This window comes from Sorangiineae bacterium MSr11954 (genome assembly GCA_037157815.1).
Classification (GTDB): domain Bacteria; phylum Myxococcota_A; class Polyangia; order Polyangiales; family Polyangiaceae; genus Pendulispora; species Pendulispora albinea.
On record CP089984.1, the window covers coordinates 11,561,237 to 11,576,850 of the forward strand.

Sequence of the window (15,614 nt, forward strand, 5' to 3'; positions counted from 1 at the left end):
CATGAACGAGCGCGGGGCACGGCAAGCGGCGGAGTTCTTATGGTCCGCCTGGCAGGGAAAGCGTCTCGTCGACGCGGTGCCCGAGGACTACCGTCCCCGCGATCTCGAAGAGGGGTATGCCGTGCAGGACGCGCTGGGCGCGCTCGCGGGCCCGGCCATCGGTTGGAAGATCGCGGCCACCAGCAAGGCGGGCCAGCACCATATCGGCGTGGACGCGCCGCTCGCCGGCCCGCTCTACCGATGCTTTGCCTATGCGTCGGGCGCGATCCTGCCGGCGGGGCACCTTCATATGCGCGTTTCGGAGGCGGAGTTTGCCTTTCGCATGGCGCGCGATCTGCCGTCGCGCGGTCGCCCGTACGAGCCTGACGAGGTGCTCGATGCGGTGGCCGCGCTGCACTTGGCCATCGAGGTGCCCGACTCCCGCTACCGCGACTTCGTGACGATCGGCGCGCCGCAGCTGGTGGCCGACGCCTCGTGCGCCTCGTATTTCGTGCTCGGTCCGGAGTACACCGATTTTCGCAAGATCGATTGGCTGGCGCACCCCGTGACCATGCACAAGAATGGCGCCGTCGCCGCGCTCGGCAAGGGCTCCAATGTGCTGGGCGATCCCCGCGTGGCGCTCACCTGGATCGCCAACGACTTGGCGCTGCGCCGCAACGGGCTCCGCGAGGGCGAGATCATCACCACCGGCACCTGCATCGTGCCGCTCGAGATCGGCCCCGGAGACGCCGTGGTCGCCGATTTCGGGATCCTAGGCGCCGTCTCCGTTCGGTTCACCTAGCCGCGCGCGCCATCCATCGGGCAGGGCGGCTAGTCGGCGACGACGGCGATGGCATCGATTTCGACCACGAGCTCCGGACGAACGAGCCTTACCACCTGCACCAAGCTGCTCGCCGGCGGATGGGTGGGGTCGATGTAGCGATCGCGCACCTCACGCAGCGCACCGAGGTGCGCGTCATCGAGCTCGGTGACATAGAAGTTCAGCTTGACCACGTGGGTGAAATCCGCCCCCACGGCGGCGAGCGCCGCGCGCAGGTTGGTGAAGACTTGCTCGGTCTGGGCGCGAAAATCACCGGCGCCCACCAATTTGCCACTGCGATCGAGGGCAATCTGCCCGGAAATGTAGATGCTCCGGCCACGCCGCGCCTCCACGACATGGCTGTAGCCGCGCGGTGCAGGCAAGGTGGATGGATTCACGTGCCGGAGAACCGGCGCCTCGGCGCCCGTGCGCGGAGCTGCACCCTGCGGAGCCTCGGCCCCTGCACGCGGCGCGGCGCCGCAGCCCGCGAGCGCAGCTGCAAATGCGAGCGTAGCAATTTTACGCATACGCTACTCCTACTCAGAAATTATGCTCCGTGCGACCTATGAACGTCATCGGGTTCGACGACGGCCCTTTTGCGCGGGATCATCGGGGCGACGTCTTGCTCGTGGGCGCCGTTTGCTCGGGCACACGGCTCGATGGGGTCGTCAGCGGCCGCATTCGCCGCGACGGCACCAACGCCACACGGGAGATGGTGCGCCTGGTTCGCGAGAGCCAATTCGAGGAGCATCTGCAGGCCGTTTTGCTCCAGGGGATCGCGGTGGGCGGATTCAACGTGGTCGATCTCCACGGCCTCCGTGACGCGCTCGGCGTGCCGGTGCTGGTCGTCGTTCGCCGCCCGCCCGATATGGCCGCCGTGCGGCGCGCCCTCTTCAGCGACACGCCGCACGCCCGTCCGCGCGTGGCAGGTGCCCCCCGCAAATGGGCGCTCATCGAACGGGCGGGCGCCATCGAAGCGCTGAGCATCTCGCACCGCGCCCTGCGCCGCGGCCCCACCGGCATCTCCGGCAAAGTCCCTCGCCTCTGGATGCAGCGCGCGGGGCTCTCCGTCGAAGAGGCGCGCAAAATCATCGTGGCCACCACACTCCACGGAAACATCCCCGAGCCTTTGCGCCTCGCACATTTGATCGCCGGCGGTATCGTCGCCGGCACCAGCCGCGGCCGCGCATGACCCGGCGCATAGCGTGCATCCACCCGCGTCGCGCATTGGCGCACGGGCGTGTGTCGCGCACCAGCGCAGGGGCGTACGTCGCGCATCCGCGCACAGGCCCGCGACGGCACGTGTCGCGCATTGGCGCACGGCACGTGTCGCGCATTGGCGCACGGCACGTGTCGCGCATTGGCGCACGGCACGTGTCGCGCATTGGCGCACGGCACGTGTCGCGCATCCGCGCACGGCACGTGTCGCGCATCCGCGCACGGCAAGTGTCGCGCACCAGCGAAGGGGCGTGCGTCGCGCATCCGCGCACAGGCTCGCGTCGGCATGCGTCGCGCATCCGCGCACGGGCCCGCGGCCCACGTCGGCAGGCGGCTCGCGTCACTTGGTGACGGGTTGGATGAGGCCCAAGCCCCGCTGCAAGGCCAGTCGATCCGCCACGTCCCAGTGCTCGGCGAGCTTCCCATCGACGATTCGAAAGAAGTCGACCGTCTCGAACTCGATGCGGTTGCCGGTCGCCCGAACCCCCGCGAACGTTCCCGTATGCGTCCCCCGCCAGTGCGTTCGAACCATGACGCGATCGCCTTCGGCCATGGTCTCCCGAATGTCTCCCACGAAGTCGGGAAACCCACCGGCAAAACGCTGAGCGAAGGACCTCAAGCCCTCCGGCCCCACCCCCAGCTGCGGATTGTGACTATGAAAATCCACTCGGACCAATGAATCGGCCAATTCGTATTTTCGACCATTGAAAACGTCGCCAATGACGCGAACGACCAGCGCCTTGTTCTCTTCCAGGTTCATGATCCGTCCTTTGCTTTCGGCCGTCCCCATCATTGGATCGCGCGCGGAAGAAGCCGGAGCGGCCGGCGCCGGCCGGCACGCGCTCGAACCAAGATGAACGACGCAAATAGCGATCGCGGCCGTGCCATACGGCAGGCGATCGAGCAGCTTTTCGAACATGGATGGGAGTGAAGCCGGATTTGGATGGTAGGAGTAGAGGAGAACTCATCCAGGTACCGCAGGTACCACGGAGGCGCGCCTTGTCCGACGACCAACGCAGCGAAACCCGTCGTGAGCTGGGCGCCTTTCTCAAGAGCCGCCGCGCGCGCATCGCGCCGCGCGACGTGGGGCTCGCCGGCGACGTTCGCAGACGCACCCCGGGCTTGCGGCGCGAAGAAGTGGCGCTGCTCGCGGGGGTCGGCGTCACCTGGTACACGTGGTTCGAGCAGGGGCGCGATATTCAGGTATCGGCGCATTTTCTGGAGCGCGTCGCGCGCGCCTTGCGCCTCGACGCAGCCGAGCGCGCACACCTTTTTGCGCTCGCTCAGAACCGCCCGCCGCCGCAGGCACCCGGTCCCGCGTCCACGGTGACACCGCCGCTCCGGCGCATGCTCGATAGCCTCCCCGGCCCGGCGTACATCAAAACGGCGCGATGGGACGTGCTCGCATGGAACCCGGCGTTGGTGGCCGTGTTCGGTGATTTGGCGCGCATCGCGCCGGCACATCGAAACATGTTGTGGCTGGTCTTCGCCGATCCCGAATATCGGGGCACCATGTCCGATTGGGAGCCGGACGCGCGAAGCATGCTCGCGAAGTTTCGCCTCGAGTACGGGCGGCATGGCGACCATCCGGATTTCGTCCGGCTCGTGCGCGAGCTGAGCGACGCGAGCCCGGAGTTCCGCCGCTGGTGGCCCGAGCAAGACGTGCTCGGCGCCGTCGAGGGGGTCAAGCGCTTTCGGCACCCCGTGGCCGGCGAGATCGAGTTCGAGCACACCACGTTCATGCTCGACCATGCGCCGGATTTGCGGCTGGTGGTATACACACCGCTGCCGGGCAAGGACGCGCGCAAAGTTCGACGATTGCGCCAGTCATTGGCGTGAAGGCCCGGAGTCGATCCGGGCCTTCACGGGGTCAGCTCATTGAGCGGAAGCGATCAGATCCCGCTGCCGATTTGCTGCCGGATCCAGGGGAGGTGCCCCGCGATGCCCGTGTAGAGCGTCGTGGTGGCGCACTCACCGTTGTTGTCGCCGGGGCCGTGCGTCTCGCCCACCAGGGTCCAGTTGCCGGTGGAGCCCGTGATGGCCGGTCCGCCCGAGTCGCCGTGGCAAGCCGAGTGGGTGCGATCGCCGGAGATGCACACGTCGATGGATGTTCCACCGCCCGCCCGGCAGCGGCTGGGATCGAGGACCGAGAGATCGATCTCTTGGAGGATGCTCGGCTGGGTGCATCGAGGCCAGCTCGTGCAACCAAAGCCAATCAGGCGCGCGCGGGTGCCCGCGGTGGGCGCCGTTTCGGCCATCTTGATCGGGGCCGCTTGAACGGGCGCGGTGATGTGCATCAGGGTGAGATCGGTTCCCGGCTTGGTGACGCGGCGGTCGATGCGGATCGGCTCACCGCCCGAGGTCTTTCGGATGGAGCCCACCCGGCCCGAAGAGGCCGAGCCGCAGTGGTTGGCGGTGACGATCCACTGCGGTGTTACCAGGGCGCCGCCGCAGCCGTTGGAGAGCGACACCATGAACGAGTAGGTCTCGGTGGCAGCGCGGCCGCCAATGATGGCGTCGCTGGTCGATTCGACCTCGGGATCGGTCTCCATATCCGCCGGTTCCTCGGAGTTGCTGGCGCACGCGAGCGGTGCACACGCAAAAAACGCCAGGGCGACGGACGAAATCCATTTGCGAGAGGTGAACGGAGTTTTGAGTTTCATGTCGAATGAACCTCCAAGTTTGAGGGGACTGCAGGTGAATGGACATCGATCCAGATCGCCTTTCGACCGATTGGCGGCAGCATGGCACACCATGACGGCACACCGCCGATGGCGCGTTATGCCGCAAGTCGGCACGCCAACCGATACGGAAGGTCGATTAGGGAGGGCTCAAAAACCAACGGTTCGAGGGGGTGAAGCCCCATTGGAATGTGCCGTATGCACAAGAGTGCGATCCGGAGCGAATGGCTCTAGGTCGACCTCCCACTGCAACCAGCATTCTTCACGCTCGTGGAGCTCAGCTCATGCGTTCTTGAACACACGGTCACCGAGGCACGACAGACGCGAACAACGGGAGTATCTAGACACTCATGGCTCATACAATCAACCCGTAATTGGAAATAAATAGTGCTGCCCATAACCCGATGCTGCGATGCGTTGCCGCGTCCGACTTACGCAAGCGCCCAATGCACCCGAAGTCGTACACCTTCGCCTGACCCATCCGCGCATCCGGTTCGGGTTTCGACCTCGAACCTCGAACGGCGATCCATTGCGAGCAGCTCGGAATGTTCGCGCGAAGCACGAAAGGCGAGTTCGGGAACTTCATTTTCCCACCTTGAGTGCAAGGTGGATTGTTGATACGCACGAGCGAAGAAAATAAAACTACCTCCCGTAAGAGGATGAGCACATGAATAAAGTGTTCAAGAATTTCTTTTGGCTATTCCTTGGTTCCATGCTAACCGCCTCCGCCGGCTGCGAAGATTCGAAAACATCCTCGTCATCCGATCCCCTCCTCGACCTGCTGGGCGTCACGCCCACGGACGAATCGATCGACTACGTCAAGAACAAGACGCAGTTCCAGCTCCACACGCTGAAGACCGAGCAGCGCCATCCGCGCACGTGGACTTTGAGCGAGCGCGCGCCGCAAGATCTTCCCGGCGGCCTCGACATGCTCTTCTCGGTCGATGACGACATCGCCCAGAAGGTCCAGGCCTTCGTTCAAGATTCGAGCTTGGTTCGAAAGCTATCGGACGCGATTGAGAAAGCGTTGCTCGAACGTCGAAAAATCTATGTCTACGGCACGGGTGCGACGGGCCGGCTCGCCAAGGAGATGGAGAGCACCTTCTGGCGCCCGTACTGGCGCAAGATCGATGGCGCCATCAAGGCGAAGCTCGAGCCACATCTTGGTTCGGCCATCGAAGAACGTCTCATCGGAGAGATGACGGGCGCCGATCGTGCGCTCATCAGCTCATTGGAAGGCTTCGAGGATCTCCAGCTCATCGGGCGTCTTCAGCTGAAGGATCATGGCATCACCAAGGGCGATGTGGTGATCGAGGTGACGGAGGGAGGTGAGACGTCGGCCGGTATCGGCACCGTGCTTGGCGCCCACGATCAATGGAAGGAAGCCTCCGGCTACGATGCGGCCGAGGCCAGCAAGTACCTCTTCTTCCTTTACAACAATCCCGACGATGTTCTTTTGCCCTTCGATCGAAGCCGCAGCGTCATTCAAGAAGCGGGGATTACGAAGGTCAATTTGACCACCGGTCCGCAAGCCATCACCGGCTCCACGCGGATGCAAGCCACCACCATCGAAACGTTCATTCTCGCGCATGCAGCGCAGGATGCGGTCGGTCGTGTTCTTCGAGGGCTCGTTGCCAAAGGTGTTCTCACCACGGACGATCTGGCGCGGCTGGGCTTTGCGCAGGAAGTTTCGCTAGAGAAACGTCTCGAAGGGTTCGCCGGCTTGCTGGCCGAGGTGAAGAAAACGGTGCCCAACCTCGCCAAGCTCACGCAGCTCGAGGCCGACACCTACCGCGATGGCCATTTTTCCACGTATTTCGCCAACCGAGGGCTTATCACCGTCTTCATCGATGGCACCGAGCGGAGCCCGACGTTTCGTCTCGCAAAGTTGGACCGGATTGACGCAACCCAGCGCCAATCGTGGTTTCAAGTGTGGACCCCCGCGAAAGACAAGCGTGAAGCGTGGCAGGCCTTCCTCGGCCGCCCCTTCCATGGCCTGAAGTCGGAAATTTATCGCGATCCGTTTGCGGCGATCGAGGATACCTACCTGCGCGGCGCGGCGCTCAGAAGCTTGACCGACGCAGGGGACGAGCAGCAAGATCTCTATGACTTTTCGTTTTCGGATGCGAGCATTCAACGGACCGGTCCCAAGCCCGGCGATTTGGGTGTGATGATTGCCGTGGACGACGAGTCGTCCCAGCTTGCAGATTCGAAGTCGGAGTTCGATCGCTTTGCCGCAGTGTTCGACGGCGCGCAGGCGAAATTGGGGTTGGTCGTGGTTGGAGCGGGCGCCGATCCTGAATGGCGTGGGGCCAGCAAGGGGGCGCCCACCATTCACATTCAGGTGGGCAATACGAACGATCCGTTTGGGGTCGACCAGCAGATTGCGCTCAAGATGTTGCTCAATGCGCACTCCACGGCCATCATGGCCCGCCTTGGCAAGGTGGTGGGCAATACGATGACCAACGTGAGCCCGAGCAATCTGAAGCTCATCGGTCGCGCGACTTATTTAATTAAATTGCATGTCGACGATGTTTTCAATGATGAGCGATGGCAGGCAAAGCATGGCAAGCGCGAGCTGCTTTCGTACGCGCAGGCCAACGCGGTTCTTTACGATGTGATCCCGTATGTAAAGGACAAACAATCGAAGGGCGACCAAAGCGCTGCCGAGGTTTCCCTTGCCATCGTTCGTATTCTCGAGTCGCTTCGGCTGGGGCGAAGGGTCTCCCACGATGAAGCGCTCGATCGATTGAAGAACGGCGGCGGTTTGAACGGATACCTAGCGAACGTGCGCACGCAATAGGTCGTCGCGACGGTCTGGAACGAGTCGAGCGTCTCGTGCACGTCAGGGGCGCCGAAAGAGGAGAGAAGGAGAGAGAAAGGAAGGGGGAAACGGGTGGTGTTCTCTCCCTTCTCTCCTCTCTGGGCGTGCCGGACGTGCGCTTATCTTTTGCGGTTTTTCTTCGACTATCGATGCCACTTGCACGGTCGCGATGGCGATGGCGCCGACGCCGGCCTCGGGCAAAATGGGCATAATAGTGGAGGAGGCCACCTCGGAACGAGCGATTCCTCGTTGGGGTCGGCGGTTTCGTTGTACGCGGGATGATCGTTATCGTTATCGTGGGCGCCATCGCCGGTGATGTGCGGCGCCATGTAGTGCGCTTGCGCGCTCCAATTGCGAACGATATTGGCCGCGTCCTTTACCCCTCGACGCCAAGAAGCGATGGCCTGGGCTTCGCTATGGCAGCCCGCGAGGTGAAGGCTGTTTTCTGCGGCCAATCTAGAAAAGGCAAATCCTTCGAGAGCTTCTTCGAGCTCTTTGAGGACAGCCTCTTCGAGTTCACAAGCAATATGTGTAGCTCGCCCCCGAAGCATGAGGGGAGCATGCCCTGAGCCCCTCATTTAAGCAATATCAAAATAACAATTTTAAAAAGTATAGCCGAGTGACTTGCTTGGAGCAAGTTACTGCAACACGCAGACCGCTCTGCAACTCCGCGACAACGCGCAGGATTTCTTGTTGTTGCCATTTGCACAATCTTCAATTACGCGCCGCCGCACCACGTGCGGCGCTCGCAGGCGCCGCGCTCGCAGATACCCTGGCCGCAGCTGTCGCCCTCGCACCGTACTCGCAGATGCCGTGCTACCGCGTCTCTCGCCTCGCGCCGCCGATCGCTTCCGTCCACGAGCTACCGTGTCTTTCGCCGTCGGCGCCCCTGCCACGAGCTACCGTGCCTCGCGCCGCCGAGCGCCCCCCGTCCACGAGCTACGATGTCTCCAGTTTCGCGCCGTCGCGCCCCGCCAGGAGCTGCCGTGTCTCGCGCCCGTCAGGCGCCTGCCCACGAGCTATCGTGTCTTTCGCCGTCGGCGCCCTGTCCACGAGCTACGATGTCTCGAGTTTCGCGCCGTCGGCGCCCCCGCCAGGAGCTGCCGTGTCTCGCGCCGTCAGGCGCCTGCCCACGAGCTACTGTGTCTTGTGCCGTCGGCGCCCGTCCACGAGCTACGGTGTCTCGAGTTTCGCGCCGTCGGGTGGCCGTCACGAGCTACCGCGTCTCGCGCCGCCGAGCGCCTCACCACGAGCTACCGTGTCGCGTGCCTCGCACCGGCGAGGGCCCCGCCGCGAGCTACCGCGTCTTGCGCCGGCGGGTGCGCGGCTTCGGTGGTGGCGGATCGTCGTTGCGCCAAGGTGGGGGCGCCGTGCGTGACGAGCGTAGGATCGTTGTGACGGGCATGTCTTCGGGGGAGGGCGCCGTGCCCGGCGGCGCAAGGTGGACGGCGCGAAGCTCGGCGGCGAAGCGGTCGAGGAGGGCGGGCCCTCCTCTAGAGAGGAAGACGGGTCGCCAGCCGAGCTCGGGGCTCACCGGAAGGTACTTGCGACCCCACAGGCCGATCTGGGCCAGGATGGGGAGGAGCTCGAGGCCCTTTTCCGTCAGGCTGTAGATGGCCTTCTGCTTGTGGCTCGGATCGTCGGATTTGGTGATGATGCCTTCTGCCACCAGCTTGCTCAAACGGTCGGCGAGGACGTTCGAGGCGATGTGCTCGTCGGACTGGAGCAGCTCGCGGAAGTGACGCTTTCCGCCGAACATGATGTCGCGGACGATGAGCAGCGTCCATTTGTCGCCGAAGACTTCGAGCGAAAGATTGATGGGGCAAAGCGACCTGGGCTCGTCGCTCATTCGAGTCACCTCCGGCACATCCGAGGGTTGCAGATTGACATCGGCGCACCTAATGTGCAACTGGTTGCAAAATAAGATCAGTTTCGGGCATGCATCACCCCCGCGACCCTCGAGGAGATCGATCGATGGAACCCTGTATTTTGTCGGATAAGATGAAGCTCTACGAGTTCCCGTACGCCCCCAACCCGCGCCGCGTCCGCATTTTCATGGCCGAGAAGGGGATCGATCTGCCTCGCGTCGCCGTGGACGTGCTGGGGAAAGAGACGCGAACCGCGGAGTTTTCGAAGATCAACTCGCTCGGCCAGGTGCCGGTCCTCCAGCTCGAAGACGGCACCCTCATCTCGGAGAGCGTGGCCATCTGCCGCTACTTGGAGGAGCTGCGCCCCGCGCCCGCCCTCTTTGGGTCGGACGCCAAGAGCCGCGCCCAGGTCGAAATGTGGAACCGCCGAATGGAGAGCGAGATTTTTGGCACCATCGGCAACGTGGGGCTGCACTCGGACGAGTTCTTCAAGGGAAAGATCGCCCAGGTACCCGCCTTCTCCGACGCACAGCGCAAAGCTGCACCGGAGAAGTGGGCCTGGCTCGATCGCGAGCTCGCCGACGGCCGGCCCTTCATCGCCGGCGAGCAGTTCTCGGTCGCCGACATCACCGGCATGGTCGCGTCGTGGCTCGGGGGACACCTCAAGATCGAGATCCCGGCATCGCTCACCCACGTGCACCGCTGGCATGAACGGATGAGGGCGCGTCCGAGTTGGAGCGCCTGAGCGGCCGACTCGAGCGCGACCATCGGCTTCGGGTCGAGGTGCGAGAAAAAATCGCGCCGGTTCGTCGATCCGCCCGGGCCTCGTTCGACGGGAGAGTATGCGAGGGCACTTCGTTATGGTCGAAAACGACCAGAGCCTCGCCTACGGACCCCCCCCACGAACGAGGCACCACCATGCGATTCATGCTTCTGATGATCCCCAAGGGTTACGAGAGCGCTGCACCCGGCACCCTGCCGGACGCCAAAGCGGTGGAGTCGATGATGAAGTTCAACGATTCGCTCGCCAAGGCCGGCGTGCTCTTGGCGCTCGACGGGCTCCACCCGCCCTCGATGGGCGCGCGCGTCTCGTTCCCCGCGGGTAAGGCCATCGTGACATACGGGTCGCACCCGGAAGCAAAAGAGGTGATCGGCGGGTACTGGATGATTCAGGTGAAATCGAAAGAGGAGGCCATTGTCTGGGCGTCGCGCTGTCCGGCCTCCGAGAACGAAGTGATCGAGGTTCGGCAGGTGCAGGAGATGTCGGACTTCCCCTGCGATGTGCAAAAAGTCATTGGGGACATATCCCTCGGTCCGCAGTGAACCTTTTCGATGGGGTAAGTCGAATACATTCAAGACAACGCATTACCGACGGACGAAAAGCGCGTCGAACGAATGTCGACGTCGCAGTTCGTGGCGGTAGGGTGTGGAGCCGACCGCGACGCTTTTGCTCGTTGCCTCAGCTGCGATTTGACGTGCCGCCCGCGCTCTCATGATTTAAGATTTAGGCGTGATAGATTCTCATTCACCGCCGCCGGTTCAATCGAACGGCACAAGTCATTCGAACGGTAACAGTCAGGTCGCGCACGTCACGCAAGTTGCTCAAGTGGGGCAATCGGGGCAGGTTGCGCACACTGTGCAAGTTGGGCAAGTGGCGCATGCGGGCCCGCCAGTGGGGGCGGGCGAGGACGTCGACGCGCTCCAGGCTCTCGTGAACCTCGAGGAGCGTCAGGCGACCCATCCCTTTTGGGAAAATCGATTGTTCCTCGCCTGCAAGGCCGGTGCGCTCCGCCTCGAAGACTTCCGATACGTCTTTTCCCAGTATTACCTTTACTCACGTAATTTCACACGCTACCTGGCAGGTCTTCTAGCCAACTGCGAAGACGATCTTCTACGCGCGCGCATTACGGAGAACCTCTGGGAGGAGAGCGGCGGCATCGACGTCGAGAAGCGTCATGCGCAAATCTTTCGGAAGTTCTTGCAGGAGGGGCTCGGCATCCCCGATCTCGCCGCCATCGAATACGCGGATTTTTCCCGCTATTTCGTACGAGAGTACCTCGATTTCATCCTTCGCGGCCATCCCATGGAGGCGGCGGCGTTCCTATCCCTCGGGACCGAGGGGATCGTCGCGCGAATGTATGGCATCTTCGTCGAAGGCTTGACGAAGGCAGGGGTGCCCGAGGAGCAGCTCACGTTCTTCCGCCTGCACATGGAGTGCGATGATGCGCATGCGTTCACCCTCCAGCAAGTGATGCTCAGCTATGCGGGCGAGCGCGGCTGGCACGCGCGCTGCGCCGACGCCATGGAACGGGCGCTCACCTTGCGCACGCGGTTCTTCGAGAACCTCTACGACGCGATTCAGATGCGGCGCGTGCGCTCGCTGCTGGAGAAGATTCAGGCCAGAAAATCCCTGGTGGCCAACTCCGAGGGCGGAGGCTTCCGCCACCCGGCCTACACGCGGGGCACCCCGCTCTACACGAACGCCATCGAGAAGCTGAACATCGATTTTGCCGTCGACAAGCTTCCATTCCAAGCCGAGGTGCTCGACCCGCGCATGGTGCGCATTCCGCCCGGCAAGAGCAACGAGCACCACCGCCACGCCCACGAAACCGTCTTTTTCGTGCTGCAGGGCTCGGGCTATGTCCTCATCGACTACGCGCCCCAAGAGGTCAAGCCCGGTGATATCGTCTTCGCGCCCCGGTGGTGCATGCACCAAACGCAGAACACCAGCAACGAAGAGATGCTGCTGCTCGCCATTACCGACTTTGGCCTCACCGGCAAAGGCTTCCTGGGCGACTACGACAAAACGGCGCGTATGAAGCGCGCCGCCGCCGCGAAATGAAGGCCCGACGTTGCCGAGCGTTCAGGCCCTCGAATCTGACGCTCTGGCCGCGGCCTCCGTGGGCTTCTTCGAGGCTCGGTTTTGAGCCTCCTCAAAAATTCCGTACGGCGATACCGTGAGGTCGCCGTACGGAAGAGTGTGCCGCAACGAAAACGTACGACGATTCAGTGAAGTCGCCGTACGGAGGATTGCACCGCAACGAAAAACTCCGTACGGCGAACCCAATGAGGCACCGTACGGAGAATGCACCGCAACGAAAATTCCGTACGGCGAACCCAATGAGGGGCACCGGTACGGCATCGCTACGAAAAAAACTCCGTACTTTGAACCAATGACGTCACTGTACGGAGGAGAACGCGCATCGCCACGAAAAGCTCCGTACGGCGACCCCGATGACGTCACCGTACGGAGAAGCGGCGAATCAGTTCATCAAACGGAGATCGAGAACGCACTCGGAGGCGCCGGCGGTGATGCATTGCGCCTCGACGATGGCGATGCGTTCGCCGTAGTGTTTGGCGGCCCCGCGGGCGATGCCCTTGGTGACGCTGCAAACGCGATGGGCCGAGCGATGGCGGATGCGCACCTCGGTTGGCGTGCGCCGCTCGGCGGACATTTGTAGCGTGCGCGCGCTCGGGTTGCGGAGGGACACTACGCGCTGGATCATCTTCTCGGTGTTCTCGAGGAGATCGAGCGTCCTCCACTTCGAGTGGATGAGCGATCGATAGAGCAGCAGAAGATCGGGCACGATGAACTCGCCGAAGTCTTCCAGGATGGCCGGCACGCTGAAGCCCGTGGTCGTGGAGGCCGTGCGGACGAGCGCCACCATCTCGTCGTCGGGGTATTCGTGCACCGGCAGGTACGTCTGGCCCGCCAAACCCGTGTCGGCCACGAGCGTGGGCCAGGCGGTCTTGCCCCACCGCGATTCGACGTACTTCTTGAGCTCGAGCAAAATGATCCCGTGCATGGCGGTCCGTCCTAGCCCGGCTGGCCGATGGGTTTCAGCTCCAGATCGAAGCCGCACATCTTGTCGCCGAGGCCCCCGATGCACGCGACCTCGTGCGCGCGGGTGCGCTTGTTCAAAATGCTCTCCACCACGCCGGCGATGAGCCCGCCCTCGAAGTGGCAAAGCGGACGCCCCACCGTCTTCAATCCCGCGCACGTCACGCACTCGTAGACGTCGACCCGAATGCGCGACTCACCGAGCAGCGGCACCTCGATGACGCCGACCTTCAGGTTTTTGCAGAGCTCCAAGAAGTCGGCCAGCTTCGTCAAGCCCAGCGAGAGCCCCAGCTTTTTGCCGGCTACATAGGCGGTGCCGGCGGCCCCGCGGCCCATGATGTCTTCCAGCGCGACCAACCGCAAAAGGCGATAGAGCGCCACCCCCGCGTCGTTGCCCAACGTTGGACGCAAGATGTTGAGGGCATTGCCGACTTCTACGTTCCTGCTGCGCGCGAACTCTTTGACATCCACGTTCGGCTCTTTCACTTGAACACTCATGAAGTCCTCTCTCTCTCTCCGTTCCGTCCGTTGCTTCGCTCGCGGCCGCCTTCCACACCGAGCGTGACCAGCACCAATTCGTTCGGCGCCGAGGCCACGGTGCGCGCCGTCAAGGTAATGCCCGAGTCGTCTTGGACGGATACCCGCTGCACCGCGTGCATGGGGAGCAGTCCGCAGGCCCGCGCGCCCGCCTCCGTGAGGTATGCACCGAAGGCCGCGAGCGCCTCCGTGTAGTCGCCGTTGCCCGCGACCAAGAACCCCAGCTCGTCGGTGAGCGCCGCCGCGCTGACCGACTGCGATCGTACCACGTCGTCCACGAACCGCTGGAGCGATCGGCCGTCGAGGCCCGAGGCGGGCGGGGTCGCGAGCTCGCCCGCGACGTCCGAGCCCTTCTTCGGCTGTTGCGCTTTGTGCGCGAACTCGAGCGCCCGCAGCCGCGCGTTGTCCGCCTCCAAGGCTGCGACCCGCTTGAGCGCCTCGTTGAGCAAGGCGCCGTCCTGGCGCAGGCCGGCCGTGTCATTGCGCGCGACATCGAGCGCCATCTTGGCGGCGCGGGTCTCCTCCGTGCGAAGCGCGGCCTCGCGGCGGAGGGCTTCGAGCTCGGCCCGCGCCCCTTCCAACCCTTCGCGCGCTTGCTGCTCTTTCTTGTTCACGCCCGCGAGCTGCTCGCGCAGACTCGAGACCGAGGCGGCGAGCTCCACGATCTTCTTCGTGGCCATCGCTTCGCCCTCCGTTCCGCGCGACTCGAGCTGCGCCGTGCGGTTCTTGGTCGCCGCGAGCTCCTTCTCCGCCCGCGCGAGCTCACCCCGCGCCCGCGCCAGCTGATCGACCTCGCGCTGCATGCGCGCGAGCTCCGCCTTCTGCTCCTCGGCCGCGCGGCGCTCGTCCTCGAGCTGGTGGCGCACGCGCTGCTCGGCCTCGGAGACGCGCGCCAGCTCGCGCACGGTGCGCTCCACGTCCCCGCGGGCCGACGCGGCCAGATCTTCGTGGTGCTTGGCGCGGAGCAGGGCCCGCGCGAGATCGCCCCGATCCCGTTCGGCGTCGCGTTCGCGCTCTTTTTCGCGCCGCGCGACGAGCGCGCGCGCTACGAAGAAGCCCGCGGCGGCAAAGAAGAGCGCGGCTCCGATGGACGCCGCCCAGATTGTCGTCAACACGCTCACGGTTTCCTCCCTTCAATGCGCACTTCGACGCGGCGATTGCGTGCGAACGATTCCAAATCGGTCCCTTTGTCGACGGGTGCCCGCGCGCCGTGGCCGAGGGTCACGATGCGGCTTCGCGCGATCCCGCGCCGCATCAGCGCCTCCGCCACCGCATCGGCGCGCGCCCGGCTCAGTTGGTCGTTGTAGTTCGCCGTGCCATTGCGATCGGAGTGCCCATCGATGTTCACGTGCAGCGCTGGGTTGGAGGTCAGAAGCGCGGCCACCGCGTCCAGCTCGGTCCCAGCCTCGTCGTTGGGGTTTCGTGCATTGACATCGAAGTGCAAGGTAAACGGCGACGCCGCTGCCTGCGGCGTAGCCACCGGCTTTGCGACCGCCACCGGCTCCGAGACCGCCGGCGCAGGTGGGGTCGCCCCCGCGCGAGCACTCTCCGCATTCGCGACCGCCGCGCCCTCCGGCGGCTCGGCCGCTACGCCCTTTGGCGGCTCCGAAGGCGCCACCGGCGCCGCCACGCCCTTCGGCGGCTCGGCCGCTACGCCCTTCGGCGGCTCCGAAGGCGCCACCGGCGCCGCCACCGCCAGTTGCTTGGGCATGGCGAGCGGCTTGACCACGGCAACGGCAGCGGGAGGAGCGTTCTCGTGCTGCGCGAGCGCCAGAGGCACCAGCGCGAGATCGATCCAGGCGAGATCGACCGCGCCGAGCAGGGCGAACCCTGCCCCAAAGACTAT

16 protein-coding genes and 1 pseudogene are annotated in these 15,614 nt (G+C 64.2%); 8 read left to right on the plus strand and 9 right to left on the minus strand.

Annotated elements, in window-relative coordinates; genetic code table 11:
- Position 1 precedes the first annotated feature (1 nt).
- The gene (locus tag LZC94_45420; GenBank protein ID WXB15048.1) at positions 2-781 is read left to right on the plus strand and encodes a fumarylacetoacetate hydrolase family protein; all 780 of its coding nucleotides are present in this window, start codon (positions 2-4) and stop codon (positions 779-781) included.
- Positions 782-810: 29 nt separating this feature from the next.
- On the opposite strand, the gene LZC94_45425 is transcribed toward LZC94_45420, so the two are convergent.
- A complete protein-coding gene (locus LZC94_45425; GenBank protein ID WXB15049.1) occupies positions 811-1,326 on the minus strand; it encodes a RidA family protein in 516 nt (171 codons plus the stop codon).
- Positions 1,327-1,364: 38 nt separating this feature from the next.
- Between LZC94_45425 and LZC94_45430 the strand changes: the two genes are divergently transcribed.
- The gene (locus LZC94_45430; GenBank protein WXB15050.1) at positions 1,365-1,991 is read left to right on the plus strand and encodes a DUF99 family protein; all 627 of its coding nucleotides are present in this window, start codon (positions 1,365-1,367) and stop codon (positions 1,989-1,991) included.
- A gap of 366 nt (positions 1,992-2,357) precedes the next feature.
- Here LZC94_45430 and LZC94_45435 read toward each other — a convergent pair whose 3' ends face one another.
- Positions 2,358-2,936 carry an ester cyclase gene (locus tag LZC94_45435; GenBank protein WXB15051.1) on the minus strand — a complete coding sequence of 193 codons (579 nt, stop codon included), beginning with the start codon at positions 2,934-2,936 and terminating at the stop codon, positions 2,358-2,360.
- An 80-nt stretch (positions 2,937-3,016) separates the two neighbouring features.
- Between LZC94_45435 and LZC94_45440 the strand changes: the two genes are divergently transcribed.
- Positions 3,017-3,856, plus strand: coding sequence for a helix-turn-helix transcriptional regulator (locus LZC94_45440; GenBank protein WXB15052.1), 840 nt, complete (start codon positions 3,017-3,019; stop codon positions 3,854-3,856).
- A gap of 53 nt (positions 3,857-3,909) precedes the next feature.
- On the opposite strand, the gene LZC94_45445 is transcribed toward LZC94_45440, so the two are convergent.
- Positions 3,910-4,680, minus strand: a complete 771-nt coding sequence (locus LZC94_45445) for a trypsin-like serine protease (GenBank protein ID WXB15053.1) — start codon at positions 4,678-4,680, stop codon at positions 3,910-3,912.
- A gap of 730 nt (positions 4,681-5,410) precedes the next feature.
- Between LZC94_45445 and LZC94_45450 the strand changes: the two genes are divergently transcribed.
- Together LZC94_45450 and LZC94_45455 are read left to right on the plus strand one after the other, a co-directional pair.
- Complete coding sequence (locus LZC94_45450) at positions 5,411-7,501, plus strand: hypothetical protein (protein WXB15054.1); 2,091 nt, start codon at positions 5,411-5,413, stop codon at positions 7,499-7,501.
- A gap of 299 nt (positions 7,502-7,800) precedes the next feature.
- Positions 7,801-8,091 carry a hypothetical protein gene (locus tag LZC94_45455; GenBank protein WXB15055.1) on the plus strand — a complete coding sequence of 97 codons (291 nt, stop codon included), beginning with the start codon at positions 7,801-7,803 and terminating at the stop codon, positions 8,089-8,091.
- Positions 8,092-8,819: 728 nt separating this feature from the next.
- On the opposite strand, the gene LZC94_45460 is transcribed toward LZC94_45455, so the two are convergent.
- Positions 8,820-9,371, minus strand: coding sequence for a helix-turn-helix transcriptional regulator (locus LZC94_45460; GenBank protein ID WXB15056.1), 552 nt, complete (start codon positions 9,369-9,371; stop codon positions 8,820-8,822).
- A 125-nt stretch (positions 9,372-9,496) separates the two neighbouring features.
- On the opposite strand from LZC94_45460, the gene LZC94_45465 reads away from it, so the two are divergent.
- The 3 genes from LZC94_45465 to LZC94_45475 all read left to right on the plus strand — a co-directional run bounded on the left by LZC94_45465 (position 9,497) and on the right by LZC94_45475 (position 12,232).
- Complete coding sequence (locus LZC94_45465; GenBank protein WXB15057.1) at positions 9,497-10,135, plus strand: glutathione S-transferase family protein; 639 nt, start codon at positions 9,497-9,499, stop codon at positions 10,133-10,135.
- A 173-nt stretch (positions 10,136-10,308) separates the two neighbouring features.
- Positions 10,309-10,713 (plus strand): YciI family protein, encoded by a 405-nt coding sequence (locus tag LZC94_45470; GenBank protein WXB15058.1) that lies wholly within the window; start codon positions 10,309-10,311, stop codon positions 10,711-10,713.
- Positions 10,714-11,026: 313 nt separating this feature from the next.
- Positions 11,027-12,232: an iron-containing redox enzyme family protein gene (locus LZC94_45475; GenBank protein ID WXB15059.1), complete on the plus strand. Its 1,206-nt coding sequence runs from the start codon at positions 11,027-11,029 to the stop codon at positions 12,230-12,232.
- Between the two features lie 421 nt (positions 12,233-12,653).
- Here LZC94_45475 and LZC94_45480 read toward each other — a convergent pair whose 3' ends face one another.
- From LZC94_45480 to LZC94_45500, 5 genes and pseudogenes are all read right to left on the minus strand, one after another.
- Positions 12,654-13,196: a heme NO-binding domain-containing protein gene (locus tag LZC94_45480; GenBank protein ID WXB15060.1), complete on the minus strand. Its 543-nt coding sequence runs from the start codon at positions 13,194-13,196 to the stop codon at positions 12,654-12,656.
- Positions 13,197-13,207: 11 nt separating this feature from the next.
- A complete protein-coding gene (locus LZC94_45485) occupies positions 13,208-13,729 on the minus strand; it encodes a hypothetical protein (GenBank protein WXB15061.1) in 522 nt (173 codons plus the stop codon).
- On the minus strand, positions 13,726-14,889 hold the full coding sequence (locus LZC94_45490; protein ID WXB15062.1) for a hypothetical protein: 1,164 nt from the start codon (positions 14,887-14,889) through the stop codon (positions 13,726-13,728). The genes LZC94_45485 and LZC94_45490 overlap by 4 nt, the downstream gene beginning before the upstream one ends.
- Positions 14,886-15,266, minus strand: coding sequence for an OmpA family protein (locus LZC94_45495; protein WXB20326.1), 381 nt, complete (start codon positions 15,264-15,266; stop codon positions 14,886-14,888). The genes LZC94_45490 and LZC94_45495 overlap by 4 nt, the downstream gene beginning before the upstream one ends.
- Positions 15,226-15,462: pseudogene (locus LZC94_45500) on the minus strand (hypothetical protein). Before LZC94_45500 ends, LZC94_45495 begins: the two are co-directional and overlap by 41 nt.
- Between the last annotated feature and the right edge of the window lie 152 nt (positions 15,463-15,614).